The sequence below is a fragment of the Telluria sp. ZT3P26 genome (genome assembly GCF_059686035.1).
This window is the reverse complement of the sequence record NZ_JCASII010000005.1, coordinates 444043-464513: the sequence shown is the minus strand read 5'-3', so window position 1 is coordinate 464513 and position 20471 is coordinate 444043. Positions and strand designations below refer to the sequence as shown.

The window sequence follows — 20471 nt, the reverse complement described above, 5'->3', positions numbered from 1 at the left end:
TGTTTTAGCTATCATAGCGGATTCCCCGGATTCGCCTAGTCTGCCTCACGCCAAGCGTGCTGCCCCTCGGGACAGCCCCGTTTCATTACTTATTAGACAAGAGCCACCATGACCCTGTCCTTCCGCCGCAACGTCCTCAAAACCCTGTGCGCCGCCGCTGCCGGCACGCTGCTGATCGCGGGCGCCGCCCACGCACAGAGCAACGGTGTCCTGCGCGTCTCGGCCATTCCCGACGAGTCGCCGACCGAACTGCAGCGCAAGTTCAAGCCGCTGGGCGACTACCTGGCCAAGGCGACGGGTCTGAAGGTGGAATTCACCCCGGTGACCGACTACGCCGCGTCGGTGGAAGGCCTGGTCAACCGCAAGATCGACATGGTCTGGTTCGGCGGCTTCACGTTCGTGCAGGCGAACGTGCGTAGCAAGGGCCAGGTCACGCCAATGGTGCAGCGCGTGGAAGACGAAAAATTCCGCTCGGTCTTCATCACCACCGTGCCGACCATCACCAAGCTGGAAGATCTGAAGGGCAAGACCCTGGCCTTCGGTTCGGAATCGTCGACCTCGGGTCACCTGATGCCGCGCTCGTTCCTGCTGCAAGCCAAGATCAACCCGGACACCGACCTGAAGCGCATCGCGTTCTCGGGCGCGCATGACGCGACCGTCGCGGCGGTTGCCGGCGGCAAGGTCGATGCGGGCGCGCTGAACATCTCGGTCTGGGAAAAACTGGTCGAAGCGAAAAAGGTCGATCCGAAGCAGGTGCGCGTGTTCTACACGACCCCTGGCTACTTCGACTACAACTGGACCGTGCGCACCGACATGGACCCGGCCCTGAAGAAGAAAATCACCGACGCCTTCCTGGCGCTGGACGATTCGACCCCGCAGGGCAAGGAAATCCTCGAACTGCAACGCGCCACCAAGTTCGTGACCACCAAGACCGCCAACTACGGCGCGATCGAAGCAGCGGCGAAAAACGCCGGCCTGCTGAAGTAAGTTAGTCATGGCAACCTTTCGCCTGCGCGGCGTGACCGTGCGCCACCTGGCAGGCAGCCGCGCGCCCGCCCTGCACGCGCTCGATCTCACGATCGGCGCCGGTGAACAGGTTGCCCTGATCGGCCCGTCCGGGGCCGGCAAGACCACCCTGCTCGCGACGCTGGCCTGTGCCCACCGCCCGAGCGAGGGTGCGCTGGACATCCTGGGCCAGGATCCGTGGAACCTGCCGCACGCCGCGCGCCACCGGTTGCGCGCGCGCCTGTTCCTGGCGCCGCAGACGCCGCCGCTGCCGGCGCGCCAGCGCGTCGTCACCGCCGTGCTGGCGGCGCGCCTGCCGCACTGGACGCTGTGGCAATCGTTAAAATCACTCGTGCGTCCGAACGATCCCGATGCGGCGCACGCTGCGCTGTCGCGCTTTTCGCTGGGCGACAAGCTGTATGCACGCGTCGACCGGCTGTCCGGCGGCGAACGCCAGCGCTGCGGCCTGGCGCGCCTGTTGCTGTCGGATGCCGAAGCCTTGCTGGTCGACGAGCCGATCTCCGCGCTCGACCCGGCCCTTGCACGCCACACGCTGGCCACGCTACGCCAGGAAGCCGCCCAGCGCAACGCCACGCTGGTGTGCAGCCTGCACCAGGTGGACCTGGCGCGCGAACAGTTCGGCCGCCTGGTGGGCCTGCGCGACGGGCGCATCGTGTTCGACGCGCCGCGCGAACAGGTCACCGACACCATGATTGCCGACCTGTACGCCAACGAGAACGTCGATCCGCACGTGGCACCGCCACACGACACCCCTGCCCAAATCGCCGTCGGCGCCTGCTTCTAGGCATGACGAGCAAGGCAATCCTTCATCCCGACCCGGCCTGGCGCGCGCGCCTGACGGGCGCCGCCGTCTTCGTCCTGCTGCTGTATCCGCTGCTGGTCGCGGCCGAATTCCGGCCATGGCTGCTGTTCGACGCGCAAAGCCTGCGCGCGGCCGGTGGCTTCCTGCGTGATTTCCTGACTCCGGAAACCGATCCCGCCTTCCTGGCGATGGTGCTGCGCGAAACCTGGCAAACAGTGGCGATTGCCACTGCCGGCCTGACGCTGGCGCTGATCGTCGCCATTCCCGCCACCTTCGTCATCAGCGAGCGCCTGTCGATCTCGCGCCTGGGCACGGGCCGCATCCGTCCGCTCGCCGGCATCGTGCGCCAGGTGCTGCGCTGGATCCTGATGGTGCTGCGCTCCGTGCCCGAGCTGGTGTGGGCGCTGCTGTTCGTGCGCATCGTCGGCCTGGGGCCGACGGCCGGGGTGCTGGCGATCGCGCTGTCGTATTCGGGCATGCTGGCCAAGGTGTATGCCGAAATCCTCGAGTCGTCCGACGCGCATGCCACCGACGTGTTGCTGGCCAATGGCAGCGGGCGCCTGCCGGCGCTGCTGTACGGCGCCCTGCCCGATGCCAGCGCCGAGCTCGTGTCCTACACCGTCTACCGCTGGGAATGCGCGATTCGCGGCTCGGCCGTGATGGGCTTCGTCGGCGCCGGCGGCCTGGGCCAGCGGCTCGATGAATCGACCAAGATGATGGCCGGCGGCGAAGTGGCCACGATGCTCATCATGTTCGTGCTGCTGGTGGCTGGCGCCGACCTGGTCTCAAAACTGCTGCGCCGGAGGATCGGATGAAGACCGATACCACCCCGCGCACCACGATCCCCGCCCCGCCGCCGCGCCAGATCGGCACCTGGCTGATTCTCGGCGGCCTGCTGGCGCTGATCGTCGCCAGCTTTGCCTCGTTGCCGCTGCAATGGAGCGCGTTCTTCACGCGCGAAGCGATCGATTCGGCGTCCGAATTCCTGGCCGGCTTCGCGCCGCCCGATACCGCGCCGGCCTTCCTGGCCAAGACGCTCGTCGCGTTCTGGGAAACGCTGGCCATGTCGGCCATCGGCACGATCCTGGCGGCGCTCGTCGCCATGCCGCTGGCGCTGGCCGGCGCCGGGCGCCTGGGCCGCGCGGCGCGCGCCGTGACGCGGCTGGTGCTCAATGTGCTGCGTTCGATCCCCGAACTGGTCTGGGCCGCGGTGCTGCTGGTGCTGGCGGGCCTGGGGCCGCTGGCCGGCACGCTGGCGCTGGCCGCGCACACGGCCGGCGTGCTGGGGCGCCTGTTTGCCGATGCACTGGAAAACATCGAGCCGCACGCCGAACAGAGCCTGCGCACGAACGGCGCGCGACCGCTGGCGGCATTCCTGTATGCGACGCTGCCCCAGGCGCTGCCGCAGATGCTGTCGTACACGCTGTACCGCTGGGAAAACAATATCCGCGCGGCGGCGGTGCTGGGCGTGGTCGGGGCCGGCGGCCTGGGCCAGATGCTCAAGTACCACCTGTCGCTGTTCCAGATGCCCAGCGCCGCCACGGTCGTGATCGCGATGCTGGTGCTGGTGGCCCTGGTCGATGCGGCCAGTTACGCGCTGCGCCGCGCATTGATGCGCTAACCCTGATTGCGGACACCTCACCCGATGCTCGAACTCGACCAGCTCACCAAATCGTATGGCGGCCGCACCGTGCTGGCCGAACTCTCGCACGTGTTCAAGGCAGGCGAATTCGTCGCGATCATGGGCGAATCGGGCGTCGGCAAATCGACGCTGCTGAACCTGATCGCGGGCCTGGACACGCCCGACGGCGGACGCGTCATCATCGACGGCACGCCGATCTCGAACCTGGACGACGACGCCGCCACGCGGCTACGCCGTACCCGCATGGGCTTCATCTTCCAGGCCTTCCACGTGCTGCCGCACCTGACACTGCGCCAGAACGTCGCGCTCCCGCTGCTGCTGAACAAGGCGCCGCTCGAGCGCGCCGACGCGATGCTCGATGCGGTCGGCCTGCACGGACGCGGCGGCGACTTCCCGCGCCAGCTCTCGGGCGGCGAGATGCAGCGCGTGGCCATTGCCCGCGCGCTGGTGCACCGCCCGGCCCTGCTGCTGGCCGATGAACCCACCGGCAATCTGGATCCCGAAACCGCCGGCAGCATCCTGCAACTGCTGCGCGACGAAACCCGCGCGCACGGCGCTGGCGCCGTCATGGTCACGCACTCGCACGCCGCGGCAGCCATGGCCGACAAGGTCCTTCTGCTGACCCATTCCGGCCTGAAATTAGCGTAAGTTCCGAGAAGAAACGCTCGATTGCCGCGCAATTAGTTAAATGCGCAACTGCGTGCGCTATGCAATCGTAGTAATATCGCAACGACCTGCCACAAACAGCTGTCACAACAGGCAGGGATTATCCAGAACCAGCGGTCTGTCTTGAATCATGTTTACATCAGGGAGAACCGACATGACCGTCCGACAGAAAAAACAGGAATTGCTCGATGCGATGCAACGAGCGCGCGCACTGGAGCCGTCGAGCTTCGTGCCCAACAAGCTGCTCGACACGCTGATCGAGCGCATGCAACTGAAAAATGACGCGGAACTGTGCCGCGTGCTGGAAGTGCAGCCGCCGATCATCAGCAAGATCCGCCACCGCAAGCTCAATGTCGGCGCGACGATCCTGCTGCGCATGCACGAGAAATCGAATATCCCGATCCGCGAGCTCAAGGAACTGACCAACGACTCGGCGCTGCACTGACAACGCGTTACGGCAGCGCGCTCAATCCGGCGCCGGTGGCCGCCCGGTCTTGAGCTGCGGCAGTGCCGCCAGCACGCCTTGCAGGGTTGCCACGTCGAGCTGGCCCAGCAGGGCCACGCCGATGCGCAGCAGTTCACTCTTCTTGACGTCGATACCGGCGCGCAGGCAGGCCTGCTTTACTTCCAGCAGTACCGCATACTCCCCTTCGGGCATCGTGAAGCTGTCGCGTACAAGCGCCGGGCGTGCTTCGCGCGCAGGCGCGCGTTCCACGATCGGGACGACCGGCGACTTGGCGGCCGCGCGCGGCGCCGCCGGCTTTCTTGCCGGGCTGCTGGCCAGCGCCTTCGCTGCCGACTTGACCACCGCCTTTACACTGGTTTTCGCAGCGGATTTAGCGGGCGCAGCCGGCGGCGGGACGGGCTTGAGCGCGGGCTTGACGGCAGCCCTGGCGGCGGTCTTCGAAGGTTTGGCACCCTTGGTGGCCCTGGCTGGTGCAGGTGCGGCGCGGGTGGTTGATTTGGCGGCAGGTGTGCGGGGCATGAGCCGCTCCGTCGTTGAGAAGGCAAACAATATAAACGATTTGGCAGTATGCTGTCGGACGGGAATGCAGGATGGGTAAGGACACCGCGCCGGCAACCGATGCCAATCCGGGTGACAATACAGGGCTCATAGAGCGAAGTTTCTGTTTTTTCGAAGTAAAGCTTCGACAAACTCCTCTTTTGCAGGAAATGAACCTGAATTATCCTGCCAAGGCGACGACTCTGCTGTAAACTTGTCGGCGCCGCGGGCTGCGTCTCGCGGGCCCCTGCGCACCCCCGTAATTTATGAACCCGACCCAGGCCAGTATGCGCACCAAGACTCAATGGATCCTGCCGGTGCTGTTTGCCGCCGCGCTGGCCCTGCTGCTCCAGCATTTTCTCGGCTCGATCGCGTGGGCCGGCCTGCTGGCCGTGATCACGTGGCCGCTGCACCAGCGCATGCTGCACCGTGGCTGGCCGCCGCTGGCCAGTGCCACCTTCATGCTCGTGCTGCTCATCGTCAGCTTCGTGGGCCCGTCCGTCCTGCTGTTCCACACGCTCAGCAGCGAACTGGCCAGCCTGCAGCGCCTGCTCATCAGCTTCAACCAGACCGGCGTGCCGGTACCGGCCTGGCTGTCCGGCCTGCCGCTAGTGGCCGAACCGGCCGTCACCTGGTGGCTCGAACACCTGGCCGTGCCGGGTGGCCTGAACGCCCTCGTGCGCACGACGCTGGGTGATTTCATGCCGCACCTGACCGACACGGCGCGGGTCTGGGGCTCGACTATCCTGGCCAATGCGCTGTATCTGTTCCTGACGCTCCTGACGCTGTTCGTGCTGTACCTGCACGGTGCGGCCGTCATGCATTACATCGATGGCGCCGGCCAGCGCCTGGCACCCGCCCAGTACGCCAAGCTGCGCCGTGTGCTGCCGCTGTCGGTGCGCGGCACGGCGCTGGGCCTGGGCTCGATCGCGATCCTGGAAGGCATCGTGCTGGGGGTGGCCTACTGGATCGCAGGTGCGCCGGCCCCGGTGCTGCTGGGCGTGATCACCGGCTATCTGGCCCTGATTCCGGGCGGCGCGCCGCTGTCGTTCACGATGGTCTCGCTGCTGCTGTTCGGCCAGGGCAATTCGGCCGAGGCGCTGGGCCTGTTCACCTGGGGTGCGGTCGAGCTGTTCCTGGTCGATAAATTCATCCGCCCGAAGCTGATCGGCAAGCGCGTGAACCTGCCGTTCCTGGCGGTGCTGTTCGGCCTGCTTGGGGGCGTGTCGACGCTGGGCGTCATTGGCCTGTTCGTCGGCCCGCTGATGATGGCGATCCTGTTCGGCTGGCTGCGCGACAGCACGCCGGCCGCGCCGCTGGTGCTCACCCCGGTGGCGCTAGACCCTTCAGGCGACGCCCACGGGGTGCGCTAGCGCCCCGCCCACGGCGCCGGCGCGCTGGTGCATGTCCCACAGCGCGCCGACACGCAGGCCAGCCGTCACCGGCGTGACCGCCGCGATCCCGAGTTCATCCATCAATCCCCACAGCAGCGCCAGCCCGCCAGCCAGATGCGATCCCTGGCCGGTGGCGATGAGGGCGTCGCGCAACAGCGCGAGATCGGCTTGCGTCAGCGGCGTGCCAGCGTTGTCGCGCCGGTGCGCATGGCCAGCCAGCGCACGCACCGTGCCACATGCGCCATACGCCATGTCCCAGCCGCGCGCGCCGAAGCCCGCTTCGGCAAAGCGGCTGCGGCTCGAGCGCACCGCGGCATCGAAGCCGGCCGCGTCGATCCGGCCATTCGCAAAAAACGTCAGGCTCTGTCGCACGGCGCCAAGCGCGAACGATTCGATGCGGCGGATCGCCGTACCCTCCCCGATCACCAGTTCCGTCGATACGCCGCCGATGTCGAGCACGAGCCGTGGCGCACAGTCGGCCGCACCCAGCGTGTTGGCCACGCCCAGATACACCAGACGCCCGGCTTCGTCGCCCGCGATGATGTCGACCGGATGACCGAGCGCGCGCCCGGCCGCCGACAGGAACAGGGATGCATTGCGCGCCATGCGCAGGGCCGCCGTGGCCACGACCCGCACGGCGTGCGGCCGCCAGGCGTCCAGCGCGGCCCGGAATTGCGCCAGGCAGGCCAGCGCACCGCGCAGCGCGGCGCTGCCGAGCATGCCGTCTTCGTCGAGGGATGCCGACAGCTCAACCTTCTCGCACATGGTCGCGACAATCTCGAGCACGCCGTCATTGAAACGGCCAATGTGCAGGCGAAAACTGTCCGAGCCAAGCTCGACAGCGGCATAGATGGGGGATTCGTGATCGATGGGCGGCATGGCGCACCAGCATAAGCGCTCACCGTGACGGGCGCATTACATGACGCGGCGCAGCGCGCCCGCGCGCTAGATATCGGCGACCGCTTCGCTGGCGGGCGCCACGCGGTTGCGGCCAGCCTGCTTGGCGCGTTGCATGGCCTCATCGGCGCGCTGGAACAGCGAGGTCGTGCTGTCCTCGGGCCGGATCGTCGTCACGCCGAAGCTGGCCGTAAGCTTGATCATCGCGCGCTCGCTCTTGACCGGCGTGGTGTCGATGGCCGCGCGGATGCGCTCGGCCACCATCACGGCTTCATCGAGGCTGGTGCGCGGCAGCAGGACGGCAAATTCGACCCCCACCACGCGCCCCAGCTGGTCGCTGTCGCGCAGCTGACGCCGGCACAGGGCGACCATCTGGTGCAGCACCACATCGCCGGCCGGATGACCGTAGCTGTCATTGACGCGCTTGAAGCCGTCCAGGTCGAACACGATCAGCGCCGTCGGCAGGCCGGGCCGGCGTGCCAGTGCAATCCAGGGGGCGAGCAGCTGGAAGAAACCGCGCCGGTTCGGCGCATCGGTCAGCGGATCGACGGTCTCGAGCCGCTCGAGCGTGTCCTGCAGGCGTTCGCGGGTGAGCAGCAGCACGCCGAAGGCATTGCCGAGCAGGAGCAGGTACAGGGCGCCGCTGGAAAATTGGCTCAGCAGGTCGTTCGAGAGCCAGCCCCAGCCACGTGGCAGCAGCAGCACCGACAGTCCGCGCGCCGCGACCACGAGCGCCAGCGCCCCCGTGGCCAGCGCCAGGAAGCGTTGCAGCAGGCTGGCATCGCGCCAGCGCCAGCCCAATGCCACTGCACCGGACAGGTAGAACGCGCCCAGCAGGAGCGATGCAGCAACGCTGCGCAGGCCTTCTTCGTCGACCAGATAGCACAGGAAGAACAACAGGACCGCCACGCCGCCCAGGATCAGCGTCGGCGTGCGCCAGCCGGGCCGGCGCGCCGCTTCCCAGGCAGCGCCCGCCTCGATCGCCACACCGGCGAACAGCAGCGCGTAGCCGCCCGGAATCGAGATGGGGGCCGGCACGACGCCAGCGTCGCCCAGCGCCAGCAGCAGCCAGGCGCCGCCCTGGATCTGTTTCGACAGGCCCCAGAACATCAGCGCAGGGCTGCGCACCGGGCCATGATTGAAAAACGTGAGCAGCGCGCACAGGGTCAGGTTGCCCAGCGCGAGCACCAGCACCATCGTCGACGCATCCAGCATAGGCATGTCATTACTCATGTTCGGCGTTCTCGGGTGCCGGCACCAGGCGGGCTTGCCGGGGTGCGGGGTGAATGATTCGCGCCTGTGGGCCGGCAGACGGCGCGCGGGCGGCTGACGGCCAGCTTAGCAGAAAGAGATGCTTTGCGACAAGCCGACGCTGCCGTCAGCCGGCGAAGCGGTTGAACACTTCGCGCATGGCCAGGCCGCCACCGCCAATCAGCACGCCGAAATAGATGATCGTGACGACATTGCTGATGTGGCCCAGCAGGATGCAGACGCCGTCGCGCTGCAGCAAGCCGATTGCCAGGAACAGGATCGCCACGGCCGGGAACGTATTGCTGAACGGGATCAGGCCGAACGGCATCATCAGCAGCACGGCGCCCAGGATCAGGGCCGCGTTGTTGAAGAATGCGACCGGACCGGCGGCGACCAGCCACTGGATGCGGTTGGGCTTGCTGACGCGCTCGAGTTTTTTGAGCCACGACAGCGCCTTGCGCAGCAGCGGGCGCAGCTTGCGCGTACCGATGACGCGGTGCTGGAGCTTCGACGGAATCCACAGCTCGCGCCCGAACAGGCGGCTCACGCTGATCAGGAGGATCGCGGCCCCAAAAACGGTGCTCACGCCCGGAATCGAAATCGGAATCAGGAACACGAGCGTGAGCAGCGCCACGAGGATCAGCAGGCCGTCGTTGCCGACGCTGCGGATCAGTTCACTGAGGGTGATGCCGGTGCGCGGCATCGAGCGGACCAGCGCGCGCAGGCGCTGGGAAACGGGTGGTTCACTGTGCATGGTGTTTTCTTGTGGTGCGTCCGGAGGGCCGGACAGGGTGGCTACTGGCCAACGCAAATGATCCGGGTTTCGTACTCGGCCGCTTTGTCTTTTTTGGTCGTCGCCCAGGCGATGACTTCGTCCGCTTGCGCGATTGTCATGATCGTCGCCTTCTCCTTGTTCTTGATGAAGGAGACGCCCTCGAACTTGCCTTCCTTGCTGCGCATGACCTTCGCGAAGACCGGTGGTTTCTTGCCGTCGTCCGACCGTTTGTCCTGGCGGACGAGATAACGCTGCTCTGCTGGTTCCATAAAAATAATCCGTGCCTGATCGATCAAACCGCTATTTTACGGTGCGCGCATTGGGTACACGTGAAAAGTTCACCGCCCCACGACACCGATCACTTGCACCAGCACGATCTTGAGTACCGTCATCGACGGGAAAATCATTGCATAACCGATATCGGGACGGTCAGTCGGCGCGATCCGGTTGGCAAACGCGAGGATGGCCGGATTGCCCGTGGTGCCGGCCACGATGCCGACCACACTGTCGAACGGCAGCCGAAATACGAACAAGGCAATGACCATCGTCACCACGACCAGCGTGGCCGCAATCGCGCTGCCCAGCAGCAGGTACAGCAAGCCATCGTTGGCAATCGCGGCGGCAAACGTCGCGCCCGACGAAATGCCCACGACCGCCAGGAACAGCGTCAGGCCGAAGTTGCGCAGGACCAGGTTGGCCGGGATCGGCATCGCCCACTGGAACATGCCGCTGCGGCGCCGCCAGCCGAGCACCAGCGCGACCAGCAGCAAGCCGGCAAACCCGAACGAAAACTGCCCGATCAGCGGCAATGGCCAGACGATCGCGCCGAACGCCAGCCCCAGCGTTACGCCGACGCCGATCCCGATATAGCTCACGTCCCCCGTGCTGCGCACCGAGTCGCCGAACAGCTTGCGCAGCGCAGGAAAGCTGCTGCGCGGCGCCAGCACACCGATGCGGTCGCCCATTTCAAGCAGGCGCCCAGGACTCAAGACCAGGTCGGCATCGCCACGCCGCAGGTGCAAAACCCGGGCATTGAGTACGGCTGGCAGCGCCAGCGCGCTCAATGGCAAGCCGGCCATGCTGGCACTGGAGATGAAGAAGCGGTCGTAGTCCAGGTCGCTGCGGTCATGCAGCATGCCGCCCGGATGCGCCGGGCCGAAGCGCGTGGCGACTTCGTGCAGCACGGTCTGGTCATTGCCAGCGACAAGCAAGCGGTCGCCCGGCTCGATGCGCATCGCGTTGTCGGCGACCAGATTGTGCTCGCCGCGCCGTAGCGCAACGATGGCGACACCGTCGGGCAGGCGCGCTGCAGCTTCAAGCAGGGTCATCCCCAGCACGGAAAATTCGGCCACGTCGATCTCTTCCAGATGCAGCGCGGACGATGCCGGCGCAGCGGTCTTGGGCTTGAACACGGCGTTGTACAGCCCGAGCAGCAGGATCGGCACGGCCACGCCGACCGGGTACGCGACCGAGTACCCGGTGGCCGCGGACGTGCCGAACACGGCCAGCGCGGCTTGCAGCGCCGCCGTGCTGGTGCCCGCGCCGGCGAAGGCGCCCAGCGCTTCGGGCAAGGCGAAGACCGGGAACAGCCACGCCGCGCCGACGGCCAGCGCCAGCGCCGTGAAGACGGCCAGCAGCGCCGCCAGGTTGGCCTTGATACCGTCAGGCGTCGTCAGGCCGCGGAAGAACTGCGCGCCATACGCGATGCCGACGCCGTACAGGAACAACAGCAGGCCCAGGTTGCCGAGCATGCCGGGCAAGACCAGATCGGGCACGGCCGCGCCAACCGCCAGGCCGACGAACAGCACCGCGCCGGAGCCGAGCGACAAGCCCTTCACGCTGACCGCCCCCAGCAGGTAGCCTGCGGCGATGGTGAAGAACAGCGCAAACATCGGCTGATGGCTGAAGAACGTGGTGATGGCGGTCATGGGGCGTTGCCTGGTTGCATGTGTGTAATGCAGTCTACGGCATGGCGACCTCGTTGCCCCAGGTTAATCCTCTCAACCTGGGGATTCGGGGTGTTATCCCATCTTCGTGCAGCAGGCAGGCAATCGAGGCGACGCTATGCCTCGGTGTCGCAGAGCCGGTCACGTCCGGCTGACTTCGCCTGATAAAGCCGGCGATCGATCCGGTCGAGGAACACCTTGGGATCATCCTGGGCCTCCGGAATGATGGTGCCGATGCCCATGCTGACGGTAACGAGCCGGCCGACGCCGGACCGGGCGTGGGGGATCTCTTCCGCCGCCAGCAGCTTGCGGCAACGCTCCGCCGTGTTTCGCGCTGCCTCGCGGTCGGTGCCAGGCAACAGCAGGACGAATTCCTCGCCGCCGAGACGGGCGCACAGTTCGCCCGGATGGGACGCTGCGGCGTCAATCGCCTGGGCCACGCGTCGCAGGCATTCGTCGCCCTGCACGTGACCATAATGATCGTTGTACTGCTTGAAGTAATCGATATCGATGATCACGAGGGACAACGGGTGACCGCTTTCGCGCGCTTTTTCCCATTCCACGGGATAGACCGTGTCGAACATGCGCCGGTTGGCGACTCCCGTGAGGCTGTCGCGGTACGACAGAAGCTCGAGTTCGCGCTGCAACTGAAGGATCTTCTCTTCCGCCTTTTTCCGCGCCGAGATGTCAAACATGAAGCCGACCAGCGACTCCACGCCACCGTCCGGACGGCGCACGACGTGCACGACATCACGGATCCAGACGTAGTCGCCCTGCCGTGTAATGGCGCGGTAGTCAGCCTCATGGTCGATGCCTTGCTGCGACTGCGCCACGCAGAAATCCACCGTGTTCTGACGATCTTCCTCATGGATGCGATTGGCCCAGTCGTTCACGGTCAGCCAGCTTGACGGGCTCCATCCAAGCAGTTCTTCGATCTGCGGCCCGATGTAGGTAAATTGCATCGTGGCCCAGTCGATGCGCCACGGGATGGCCTTGGTGGACTCCAGCAGGGTTCGGTACACGCCGGGGTCATCGCAGGCAACCGCCGGAGGATTTGCAGGGGAAGACATCATGAATACACAGGCTCAAATGGTTGGAACTGTGCATCATATTAAGTTGCCTCCGCGAAAAAGTCACGGACTGTCAGGACGACCACCTGCAGACAGCGCCCTTTCTTCAACCGCCTGCTACCGACGGGCTGGCTTGCAGTCGGACAGCCTGACGGCGCTGTGCACGCATCACAGCCGGGATCGTACTCAGGGGGATAAACACGTGGAGGAGAATCAACCACCACAGACTCTGCGTCCGGGCGAAGGCGATCGTGAAAAGGAACGCCGAGACGATCGAGCCAGCAAGCTGCTTTGGATTTTTATAGCCATGCCCGATACCGTAGGCAAGCGCGGACGCAGTAATCGCCAAAGGCAGGCCAGTGACAGGCGTCAGCACCAGCAGCAGGAACCCGCGATACAGCACTTCCCACCCGCCTGTCACGATCAGCATGCTGACGGCAAAGGCGAACGCTTCCGCCAGGTTACGCGGCCATATGGACGACGACGCCAGCATCCTGCGTTCATCCTCTGCACGCGCCTGCGGTGTTTTACGACGTTCGATCACGCTGCCGATCGCCCACAGGCCAGCCAGCAGCAGGACTGCACAACCCAGGCCCCACGCGCCTGCACTCGACAGCGGCATGTCGAAGCCGAGCTGGCCGGACGTGTACCCCGCCTGCGATGCCCCGGCCCACAATAGGCCCAGCAAGACCAGCGAATGGCAGCTCATCGTCCAGTAGCGCCGCATCAGTGACCGCGGCGGCTTGTCGCTTGCGGGACGCACGCTGCGCCAGAGGTTCCACGCCGGGAAGAAGATGAGCAGGTACGCTGCAAGCAGGTGATTCAACATGTGATGACGCAAGCGCCGAAAAGATGACCGGCGCAGCTTAGCACCGCAACGTGCGCTGAAAATGCAGCAATTCCCACGCCGGCTGAAGGCGGCGACGGGGCATATGAGCACCGGCGCCAGGTGCGCAAAACAAACGCAGGCGCTGCCTGCCCGCCTACGGTTCCCGCAACAGCTTGAACTGCCTCGCCTGCCGGTGATACGTATCCACCGACTGCTTGACATACCGCGTGAGTGCATCGCCCGTCAGCGCAAACGGATACAACCCGGCCTGTGCGCGCATCTGCGCGAACGCGGGTGAGCTCTCGACGCCGTCGAATGCCTTGACCCAGCGCCGGTAATCCGCCTCGCGCACGTCCGGTCCCATCCAGACGCCGCGAATTACCGGCCAGACCACGTCATACCCCTGCTCGCGCGCCGTGCGCACGCCGGCCAGCGCGCCCGGCAAACGCTGCTCGGACAGCACGGCCAGCACGCGCACATTGCCGGCTTTTGCCGCCAGCAGCGCTTCGGACGTGTCGCCCGACACCGCCTGCACGTGCCCTGCCCCCATCGCGATGAATTGCTCGCCGCCGCCTTCAAGGGCAACAAAGCGCAGCTTGCGCGGGTCCACGCCGGCCATGCGCGCAAGCAGCGCCATCTTGATCCAGTCCTGGCTGCCGACCGTGCCGGACATGCCGATCAGGACCTGCTTCGGATTGCGCCTGATCGCGCCCAGCAGGTCGGACAGCGTCTTGTAGGGGGAATCGGCGCGCACGGCGACCATGCCGTAGTCGGCCCCGAAGGCCGCGACCCAGCGCACGTCGTCGACGTCGGCCTTGCCGAATTTGCCCAGCGCGAGATTCAGGACCGAGCCGCCGGAGAACGTGACGAGCGTGTTGGCTTCGCTGCGGCGCTGCGAGACGACCGAGTGCCAGGCCACGGCGCCCACGCCCCCGGGCAGGTAGCTGAGCGTGAGTTCAGGCGCACCCGGTTGATCGTGCAGCGCTTTTTGCGCCAGCTTGCAGGTGAGGTCCATGCCACCGCCGGGTTTCGACGGGATCAGGCATTCGGCGGCGCCGGCGTGCGGCAGGCCGCCGAATGCCAGGACGGTCAACAGGAGGACGTGCGAAGGTTTCATGGCGCCCATGATACCGCCGCACGGCAAGGCGTGGCATCAGAAGCGGTGCTGCATGCCCGCAGTGATGCCGCTCTGGGTCGATCCGAAGCCGGGGTCGTCGCGCGACAGGCCGATCAGCTGGCCGTTGTCCGCCTTCGCGTGCGCCAGCGACAGGTACAGGTCCGTGCGCTTGGACAGCGCCAGCATGGCGCGCGCGACGAACATCGTCGGGTCGGCGTCCACGCTGGCAGGCAGGTTCTTCGTGTTGATGTGATACACCGCGCCCGTCAGCGTCACCGCGTCGATCGTGCGCGTGATGCCGCCCCAGTAGGTGTCGCCGCGCAGGTCGGCCAGGTTGGTACGACCCTGCGCCAGCTTGTAGCCACGCTTGCCCGCCGTGTAGCGCCACGGGCCGCTGCGGTAGTCGACCGCCACGTGATACGCCGTCGTTTCGTCGAGCCGATTCGTGGCAACGCCCTCGATCGGCGTGCCGTCGATGCGCTCCCACGAGGCCATCACGCCCAGGCCATCGCCGAACCACGAGCCGCCCAGCGCCAGCTTGCGGCCTTCGCGCGAGCTGCCCGAACGTTCGCCCAGGCCCACCGTGGCGCCGTACGTGAAGCCGCCCGTGCGTCCCGTGTACTTGATCAGGTTATCGAACTGGGTCGTCATGCCGTAGCGCGATGGCCGGGTGGCGCTGCCGCCCGTGGCCCACGAATAATTGGGTGCAAACCCCAGCGGATCGAACTTGATCACCAGTTCATACACGGTGGTGAACGAGCGGCCGATGACGATCCGGCCCAGGTCGTTCTCCAGTCCCACGTACGCCTGGCGCTTGAAGATCGCGCCGTCGCTGGCGCCCGTGTCGAGCAGGATGCCGCCTTCGAGGTTGAAGACGGCTTTCAGGCCGCCACCCAGGTCTTCGCTGCCGCGAAAGCCCCAGCGCGACGTGTTCTTGCCGCCCGAGATGACGCGCACCGCGTTGCCGCCGTCTTCGCCGGCATGGTTGACGAATTCCGCGCCGGCGTCGATCAGGCCATAGACCTGGACGTTGCTCTGGGCGAGGACGGGTGCGGAAAGGGACAGCGCTGCCAGGACGGCAAGCGCGAGGGCCGATTGTTTCATGTGTCTCCGAACGTTGTTATGGTGATCTGCTGCAGCTGGGTCGCTGCTTGTGGGCCGACTATATGTGCGCTAGCCTTTCAGTTCGCTTTCAGCGGCGCTTTTCGGGAAAGCCGCTTTGCGTTTACACTGGCGCGATGAGAATCCTGCTCGTTGAAGACCATGTCGAACTGTCGCACTGGGTATCCAAGGCCCTGCGCGATGCCAAGCTGACCGTCGAATGCGCCGCCACCGGCGCCGATGCCGACGCCCTGCTCCACACCCAGGACTACGCCCTGGTGATCCTGGACCTGACGCTGCCCAAAATGGACGGCCTGGACGTGCTGCGCCGCCTGCGTGCGCGCGGCGGCGCGCGTGGCGGTACGCCGATACTGATCCTGACTGCCCGCGGCGGCCTGGAAGACCGCGTGCAGGGCCTGAACCTGGGCGCCGACGACTACCTGCCCAAGCCGTTCGAGCTGGCCGAACTCGAAGCGCGCGTCAAGGCGCTGCTGCGCCGCCGCAACGGCAACGAAGCGCTGGTGCATGAATGCGGCGGCCTGCGCTTCGACACCGTCTCGCGCATGTTTACCATCTGCGGCGAAGCGCTCGCACTGACGCCGCGCGAGCACGCCGTGCTGGAAGCGCTGATTGCGCGCCCGGGCCGCGCGCTGTCGAAAGAAAAGCTGTTCGACGAAGTGTTCGCACTGGCCGACGACGTCAACCTCGACGCCATCGAGCTGTATATCCACCGCATCCGCAAGAAGCTCGAAAAGTTTCCGGATGCGCGCGCGATGATCGTCACGCTGCGCGGCATCGGCTACCTGATGCAGGAACGGCCCGATTGAGACGCCGCACGCGATGACCCTGCGCGCATCCCTGCTCCAGATCACCGCCGGCCGCCCCCTGGGCAGCCTGCGCGGACAGCTGCTGCGCTGGCTGATCCTGCCGCTGGTGCTGCTTGTTGCACTCAATGCGGTCTCGCTGTACCGCGATGCGCTCGAGGCGGCCGATGTCGCCTACGACCGCTCGCTGCTCTCGTCCACGCGCGCGCTGGCCGAGCGGGTCTCGGTCCAGGACGGCAAGGTCGTCGCCAACGTCCCTTACGTGGCGCTCGACAGTTTTGAAACCGACACGCTGGGCCGCATCTATTACAAGGTCACGGGCCTGCAGGGCGAAACCGTGTCGGGCTACGACGACCTGCCGCCGGTGCCGAAGAACGTGCCGCGCACCGACCTGTATCCGGCGCTGGTGCGGTTCTATCACGCCACCTACAACGGGGAACGGGTGCGCATCGCGGCGCTGCTGCAACCGGTCTACGACGATTCGATGCGCGGCATCGCGCTGATCCAGGTCGGTGAAACCCTCGACGCGCGCCAGGCGCTGTCGCGCGACATCCTGCTCAGCACCCTGCTACGCCAGGCCTTGCTGGTGCTGGCGGTGGCGGCGATGGTGTGGTTCGCCGTGCGCCTGGTGCTGCGGCCCCTGATGCTGCTGAAGAACGAGGTCGAAACACGGGCGCTGTCCGACCTGTCGAACATCGACCCGGCGCTCGTGCACAAGGAAGTGCGGCCGCTGGTGGCGGCGATGAACGGCGCGATGGCGCGTACGCAGGACCTGATCGCCAGCCAGCGCCGCTTCATCGCCGACGCCTCGCACCAGTTGCGCACCCCGCTGGCGGTGCTCAAGACGCAGGCCGAACTGGCCCTGCGCGAAAACGATCCGGCCGCCATGCGCGCCATTGTCGGCTCGATTGCCGGCACCACCGACGGCGCGATCCACCTGGCCAACCGCCTGCTGACGCTCGCGCGCATCGAGCATGGCGGCGGCAGCGTGCCCGATACGCCGGTCTCACTGGCCGAAGTGGCGCGCCAGGTCGGGCTGGAACTGGCGCTGCCGGCCGTGCAGAAAGGGATCGACCTGGCGCTCGAAGCGGATGCCGACGATCAGACCACGGTGCCGGGCCAGGCGCTGCTGCTGCATGAAATGGTGTCGAACCTGGTCGACAACGCGATCCGCTACACGCCCGCCGGTGGCAGCGTGCTGCTGCAGGTCGCGCGCGCTGGCAACGAGGTGCTGCTCGCCGTCAGCGACAGCGGGCCGGGCATCGCGGCGGGTGACCTGGACAAAGTGTTCATGCCGTTCTACCGCGCCCAGGCCACGCTCGAAGCCAATCCGGGTGGCACCGGACTCGGACTGGCGATCGTGCGGGACATCGCCACCCTGCATGGTGCCAGCATCACGCTGGGCGAATCCGGGCAGGGCCCGGGCCTTAGCGTGCGCGTGATATTCCCGGCACCGGCGATCGTTGAGGCATCAAGTGCATTGAAAGCCAATTGAAAGGCACGCACGCCTATAGTTGGTGCAAACAGCAGCACACCAACGACAACGATCGGAGACACCATGTACCTTCCTGCCCCCGCGCCCGCCGCCTTGGCCGCGCCTCCCCCCGTCTGAACCGCGCCTGACAACACGGCGCGCGATCAACCGTGCACCGGCCTGCATGAAGCAGCTGTGCACCACAACACCACGCGCCACCTGCACCAACACCACGGGCCCCAGCGGCCCACACACCGCGTGCGACAAGCGCACCGGCAAGGAGAATGATGATGATGTTGACCATCCTGGCGTATTCCATGGTCGTCGTGTTCATGTACCTGATCATGACCAAACGCCTCCCGGCACTCGTGGCCCTGATCGTCGTGCCGATCGGGTTCGGCGTGATCGGCGGCTTCGGCCCGCAGCTCGGCCCGATGATGCTCGACGGGATCCGCAACCTGGCCCCGACCGGCGTCATGCTGATGTTCGCCATCCTGTACTTCGGCATCATGATCGATTCGGGGCTGTTCGATCCGGTCGTGCGCCTGATCCTGAAGCTCGTCGGCGGTGACCCGTTCAAGATCGTCGTCGGCACCGCCGTGCTGGCGATGTTCATCTCGCTCGACGGCGACGGCGCCACCACCTACATGATCACCGTTGCCGCCATGCTGCCGCTGTATGTGCGGCTCGGCATGAGCCGCCTGGTGCTGGCCTGCGTCATCATGCTGGCCGGCGGCGTCTTCAACATCCTGCCGTGGGGCGGCCCGACGGCGCGCGCCGCCACTGCCCTGGGCGTGGACGTCAGCGACATCTTCGTGCCGATGATCCTGCCGATGGCCGTCACCTCCCTTTGGGTCGTGTTCGTGGCCTGCGTGCTGGGCATGAAGGAGCGCAAGCGCCTGGGCATCATGACGCTGCCGACGCAGGCTGAAAAAGCGGAACAAGCTGCCAGGGCGGCGCAGAACGTCGCCGTGCTGCAGCCAGCCGTGGCCGCCGCCGAAATGAATGGCACCACCGGCCACTGGAGCCCGAGCGCCGCTGCATCCGCCTACGATGGCAATGTGCACCAGCTGGCGGGTGGCCGGGTCGAATCGACGGTGACGCCGTCGGCGGAACCGGCGCTGGCCGCTGGCGGTGGTGGTGGTCATGGTGGTGGCAATGACGATGACGTCTCGAACGCCGCGATCAAGCGTCCCAAGCTGATCTGGGTGAACCTGGTGATGACCACCCTGCTGATGGGGTTCCTGATCAAGGGCGTGCTGCCACTGCCGGTGCTGTTCATGATCTTCTTCGCCGTCGCGATCATGATCAACTACCCGGGCCTCGAAGAGCAGAAGGAGCGCATTGCGCACCATGCCGCGAACGTGGTCCCGGTGGTATCGCTGATCTTCGCAGCCGGTATCTTCGTCGGCATCCTGCAAGGCACCAAGATGGTCGATGCCATTGCGTTGTCCGTCATCGCGGGCGTGCCAGACTGGATGGGGCCGTACCTGGCGGTTGTCACGGGTCTGCTCAGCATCCCGTTCACGTTCTTCATCTCGAACGACGCGTTCTACTTCGGCATCGTGCCGGTGCTGGCCAAGGCGGCCGAAGTGTATGGCATCACGGCGGCAGAAATCGGCCGCGCCTCGGTGATCGGCCAGCCGGTCCACCTGCTCAGCCCACTGGTCGCCTCGACCTATCTGCTGGTCGGCATGTGCAAGGTGGAGTTTGGCGACCACCAGCGCTTCACGCTGATCTGGTCGATCTCGGCTGCGCTCGTGATGCTGGTCGCAGCGCTGGTGTTCGGCGTGGTCCCGCTGATGGGCAGCGCCGCGTAACCCCTCCCCGGGCGCTGGCATGGCGACGTATACTCGCGCCATGCCCGCGCCCTCCGATCTTCCCGACTCTCCTGCAACGACGGCGCCGCTGGTGATCAGCGACGGAATGCGCCGCACGCTCTGCTTCAGGCCGGGCGACGTGCAAAGCGAGATGCTGCTGGCGCAGCCCGACGCCCTCGTCCTCGATTACACCCGCGCCATGATGTGTTTTGCGCTGTTCGCGCCGCGCCCACGCCACATCGTCATGGTCGGCCTGGGCGGCGGCTCGCTCGCCAAGTTCTGCTACCGCCACTTTCCCGACGCCCGCATCACCGTGCTCGAAATCCGCGCCGACGTGATCGCGCTGCGCGACCTGTTCTGCCTGCCCCCGGACGATGCGCGCCTGCGGGTGCTGCATGGCGACGCGGCCGACTACCTGGCGCGCACGCCCGGGGACGCCGACGTGCTGCTGGTAGATGGCTTCGACCGGGACGGCCTGCCACCGGCGCTGGCCAGCCGCGCGTTCTACGCGGCCTGCCGCCGCGCGCTGCGGCCCGGCGGCACGCTGGTTGCCAATATATTCACGTACGATCCCGAATATGTGTCTTTCTTACAACGGTTACGGGATGCCTTTGACGGCCGCCTGATCTGGTTCCGGCACATTGCCGGCAACAACCGGATCCTGTTCGCCGTGCGCCCGTCCACACCATCGGCGCGCGCAGAACGCCTGCTACTACGGCTCGTACGGCGCGACCGGGCTGGTCATGGCATCGGCTTCGGCTGGTGCAACAGGCTGCTGGCAAGTGGCGTGGTGGCCTGGCTGGCGCGGCGTCGTGGCTAGGACGGTTTTACCCA

Annotated in this window: 21 protein-coding genes; 11 read left to right on the top strand and 10 right to left on the bottom strand. The window is 66.3% G+C overall.

Translation table 11 applies throughout. The features are described from left to right. The first annotated feature begins 108 nt into the window (after nt 1–108). The 6 genes from AC56LN_RS18580 (at nt 109) to AC56LN_RS18555 (ending at nt 4581) form a co-directional block, all read left to right on the top strand. A complete protein-coding gene (locus tag AC56LN_RS18580) occupies nt 109–987 on the top strand; it encodes a putative selenate ABC transporter substrate-binding protein (RefSeq protein WP_499573929.1) in 879 nt (292 codons plus the stop codon). Between the two features lie 7 nt (nt 988–994). Continuing rightward, nucleotides 995–1810, top strand: a complete 816-nt coding sequence (locus tag AC56LN_RS18575; protein WP_499573928.1) for a phosphonate ABC transporter ATP-binding protein — start codon at nt 995–997, stop codon at nt 1808–1810. 2 nt (nt 1811–1812) lie between these two features. After that, a complete protein-coding gene (locus AC56LN_RS18570; RefSeq protein WP_499573927.1) occupies nt 1813–2643 on the top strand; it encodes a PhnE/PtxC family ABC transporter permease in 831 nt (276 codons plus the stop codon). Continuing rightward, nucleotides 2640–3449 carry a phosphonate ABC transporter, permease protein PhnE gene (gene phnE / locus AC56LN_RS18565; RefSeq protein ID WP_499573926.1) on the top strand — a complete coding sequence of 270 codons (810 nt, stop codon included), beginning with the start codon at nt 2640–2642 and terminating at the stop codon, nt 3447–3449. Before AC56LN_RS18570 ends, phnE begins: the two co-directional genes overlap by 4 nt. A gap of 24 nt (nt 3450–3473) precedes the next feature. After that, complete coding sequence (locus AC56LN_RS18560) at nt 3474–4118, top strand: ABC transporter ATP-binding protein (protein ID WP_499573924.1); 645 nt, start codon at nt 3474–3476, stop codon at nt 4116–4118. A gap of 172 nt (nt 4119–4290) precedes the next feature. After that, a complete protein-coding gene (locus AC56LN_RS18555) occupies nt 4291–4581 on the top strand; it encodes a hypothetical protein (RefSeq protein WP_482898303.1) in 291 nt (96 codons plus the stop codon). A 21-nt stretch (nt 4582–4602) separates the two neighbouring features. Here the strand turns inward: AC56LN_RS18555 and AC56LN_RS18550 are convergent, their stop codons facing one another. After that, nucleotides 4603–5121, bottom strand: coding sequence for a hypothetical protein (locus tag AC56LN_RS18550; protein ID WP_499573923.1), 519 nt, complete (start codon nt 5119–5121; stop codon nt 4603–4605). Nucleotides 5122–5426: 305 nt separating this feature from the next. Between AC56LN_RS18550 and AC56LN_RS18545 the strand changes: the two genes are divergently transcribed. Beyond that, the gene (locus AC56LN_RS18545; protein ID WP_499573922.1) at nt 5427–6512 is read left to right on the top strand and encodes an AI-2E family transporter; all 1086 of its coding nucleotides are present in this window, start codon (nt 5427–5429) and stop codon (nt 6510–6512) included. Here AC56LN_RS18545 and AC56LN_RS18540 read toward each other — a convergent pair. From AC56LN_RS18540 to AC56LN_RS18500, 9 genes are all read right to left on the bottom strand, one after another. Further along, entirely contained in the window at nt 6486–7412 is a 927-nt protein-coding gene (locus AC56LN_RS18540; RefSeq protein WP_499573921.1) for a Ppx/GppA phosphatase family protein, read from the bottom strand. The two genes, AC56LN_RS18545 and AC56LN_RS18540, sit on opposite strands and share 27 nt — an antisense overlap. Before the next feature lie 66 nt (nt 7413–7478). After that, nucleotides 7479–8651 (bottom strand): GGDEF domain-containing protein, encoded by a 1173-nt coding sequence (locus AC56LN_RS18535; RefSeq protein ID WP_499573919.1) that lies wholly within the window; start codon nt 8649–8651, stop codon nt 7479–7481. Between the two features lie 157 nt (nt 8652–8808). Next, entirely contained in the window at nt 8809–9435 is a 627-nt protein-coding gene (locus AC56LN_RS18530; protein ID WP_482898298.1) for an exopolysaccharide biosynthesis protein, read from the bottom strand. 41 nt (nt 9436–9476) lie between these two features. Then, nucleotides 9477–9725, bottom strand: a complete 249-nt coding sequence (locus tag AC56LN_RS18525; RefSeq protein WP_183551000.1) for a hypothetical protein — start codon at nt 9723–9725, stop codon at nt 9477–9479. Nucleotides 9726–9794: 69 nt separating this feature from the next. Continuing rightward, nucleotides 9795–11384 carry an aspartate-alanine antiporter-like transporter gene (locus tag AC56LN_RS18520; RefSeq protein WP_499573918.1) on the bottom strand — a complete coding sequence of 530 codons (1590 nt, stop codon included), beginning with the start codon at nt 11382–11384 and terminating at the stop codon, nt 9795–9797. A gap of 134 nt (nt 11385–11518) precedes the next feature. Then, on the bottom strand, nt 11519–12475 hold the full coding sequence (locus tag AC56LN_RS18515; protein ID WP_499573916.1) for a sensor domain-containing diguanylate cyclase: 957 nt from the start codon (nt 12473–12475) through the stop codon (nt 11519–11521). 103 nt (nt 12476–12578) lie between these two features. Beyond that, nucleotides 12579–13301 (bottom strand): CPBP family intramembrane glutamic endopeptidase, encoded by a 723-nt coding sequence (locus AC56LN_RS18510; protein ID WP_499573914.1) that lies wholly within the window; start codon nt 13299–13301, stop codon nt 12579–12581. Between the two features lie 154 nt (nt 13302–13455). Further along, the gene (locus AC56LN_RS18505) at nt 13456–14418 is read right to left on the bottom strand and encodes a tripartite tricarboxylate transporter substrate binding protein (protein ID WP_499573912.1); all 963 of its coding nucleotides are present in this window, start codon (nt 14416–14418) and stop codon (nt 13456–13458) included. Nucleotides 14419–14454: 36 nt separating this feature from the next. Then, nucleotides 14455–15522: a porin gene (locus AC56LN_RS18500; RefSeq protein ID WP_499573910.1), complete on the bottom strand. Its 1068-nt coding sequence runs from the start codon at nt 15520–15522 to the stop codon at nt 14455–14457. 134 nt (nt 15523–15656) lie between these two features. On the opposite strand from AC56LN_RS18500, the gene AC56LN_RS18495 reads away from it, so the two are divergent. The 4 genes from AC56LN_RS18495 to AC56LN_RS18480 all read left to right on the top strand — a co-directional run bounded on the left by AC56LN_RS18495 (nt 15657) and on the right by AC56LN_RS18480 (nt 20457). Then, nucleotides 15657–16346, top strand: a complete 690-nt coding sequence (locus AC56LN_RS18495) for a response regulator (protein ID WP_499573908.1) — start codon at nt 15657–15659, stop codon at nt 16344–16346. A gap of 13 nt (nt 16347–16359) precedes the next feature. Continuing rightward, a complete protein-coding gene (locus AC56LN_RS18490) occupies nt 16360–17838 on the top strand; it encodes a sensor histidine kinase (protein WP_499573906.1) in 1479 nt (492 codons plus the stop codon). A gap of 272 nt (nt 17839–18110) precedes the next feature. Continuing rightward, on the top strand, nt 18111–19637 hold the full coding sequence (locus AC56LN_RS18485) for a CitMHS family transporter (protein WP_499573980.1): 1527 nt from the start codon (nt 18111–18113) through the stop codon (nt 19635–19637). 19 nt (nt 19638–19656) lie between these two features. Continuing rightward, nucleotides 19657–20457: a fused MFS/spermidine synthase gene (locus tag AC56LN_RS18480; RefSeq protein ID WP_499573905.1), complete on the top strand. Its 801-nt coding sequence runs from the start codon at nt 19657–19659 to the stop codon at nt 20455–20457. The last annotated feature ends 14 nt before the right edge of the window (nt 20458–20471 follow it).

What these genes read in the sequence shown, in the direction of transcription:
- AC56LN_RS18580 (WP_499573929.1), top strand. Translation starts at nt 109, where the DNA reads ATGACCCTGTCCTTCCGCCGCAACGTCCTCAAAACCCTGTGCGCCGCC.
- AC56LN_RS18575 (WP_499573928.1), top strand. Translation starts at nt 995, where the DNA reads ATGGCAACCTTTCGCCTGCGCGGCGTGACCGTGCGCCACCTGGCAGGC.
- AC56LN_RS18570 (WP_499573927.1), top strand. Translation starts at nt 1,813, where the DNA reads ATGACGAGCAAGGCAATCCTTCATCCCGACCCGGCCTGGCGCGCGCGC.
- phnE (WP_499573926.1), top strand. Translation starts at nt 2,640, where the DNA reads ATGAAGACCGATACCACCCCGCGCACCACGATCCCCGCCCCGCCGCCG.
- AC56LN_RS18560 (WP_499573924.1), top strand. Translation starts at nt 3,474, where the DNA reads ATGCTCGAACTCGACCAGCTCACCAAATCGTATGGCGGCCGCACCGTG.
- AC56LN_RS18555 (WP_482898303.1), top strand. Translation starts at nt 4,291, where the DNA reads ATGACCGTCCGACAGAAAAAACAGGAATTGCTCGATGCGATGCAACGA.
- AC56LN_RS18550 (WP_499573923.1), bottom strand. Translation starts at nt 5,121, where the DNA reads ATGCCCCGCACACCTGCCGCCAAATCAACCACCCGCGCCGCACCTGCA.
- AC56LN_RS18545 (WP_499573922.1), top strand. Translation starts at nt 5,427, where the DNA reads ATGCGCACCAAGACTCAATGGATCCTGCCGGTGCTGTTTGCCGCCGCG.
- AC56LN_RS18540 (WP_499573921.1), bottom strand. Translation starts at nt 7,412, where the DNA reads ATGCCGCCCATCGATCACGAATCCCCCATCTATGCCGCTGTCGAGCTT.
- AC56LN_RS18535 (WP_499573919.1), bottom strand. Translation starts at nt 8,651, where the DNA reads ATGCCTATGCTGGATGCGTCGACGATGGTGCTGGTGCTCGCGCTGGGC.
- AC56LN_RS18530 (WP_482898298.1), bottom strand. Translation starts at nt 9,435, where the DNA reads ATGCACAGTGAACCACCCGTTTCCCAGCGCCTGCGCGCGCTGGTCCGC.
- AC56LN_RS18525 (WP_183551000.1), bottom strand. Translation starts at nt 9,725, where the DNA reads ATGGAACCAGCAGAGCAGCGTTATCTCGTCCGCCAGGACAAACGGTCG.
- AC56LN_RS18520 (WP_499573918.1), bottom strand. Translation starts at nt 11,384, where the DNA reads ATGACCGCCATCACCACGTTCTTCAGCCATCAGCCGATGTTTGCGCTG.
- AC56LN_RS18515 (WP_499573916.1), bottom strand. Translation starts at nt 12,475, where the DNA reads ATGATGTCTTCCCCTGCAAATCCTCCGGCGGTTGCCTGCGATGACCCC.
- AC56LN_RS18510 (WP_499573914.1), bottom strand. Translation starts at nt 13,301, where the DNA reads ATGTTGAATCACCTGCTTGCAGCGTACCTGCTCATCTTCTTCCCGGCG.
- AC56LN_RS18505 (WP_499573912.1), bottom strand. Translation starts at nt 14,418, where the DNA reads ATGAAACCTTCGCACGTCCTCCTGTTGACCGTCCTGGCATTCGGCGGC.
- AC56LN_RS18500 (WP_499573910.1), bottom strand. Translation starts at nt 15,522, where the DNA reads ATGAAACAATCGGCCCTCGCGCTTGCCGTCCTGGCAGCGCTGTCCCTT.
- AC56LN_RS18495 (WP_499573908.1), top strand. Translation starts at nt 15,657, where the DNA reads ATGAGAATCCTGCTCGTTGAAGACCATGTCGAACTGTCGCACTGGGTA.
- AC56LN_RS18490 (WP_499573906.1), top strand. Translation starts at nt 16,360, where the DNA reads ATGACCCTGCGCGCATCCCTGCTCCAGATCACCGCCGGCCGCCCCCTG.
- AC56LN_RS18485 (WP_499573980.1), top strand. Translation starts at nt 18,111, where the DNA reads ATGTTGACCATCCTGGCGTATTCCATGGTCGTCGTGTTCATGTACCTG.
- AC56LN_RS18480 (WP_499573905.1), top strand. Translation starts at nt 19,657, where the DNA reads ATGGCGACGTATACTCGCGCCATGCCCGCGCCCTCCGATCTTCCCGAC.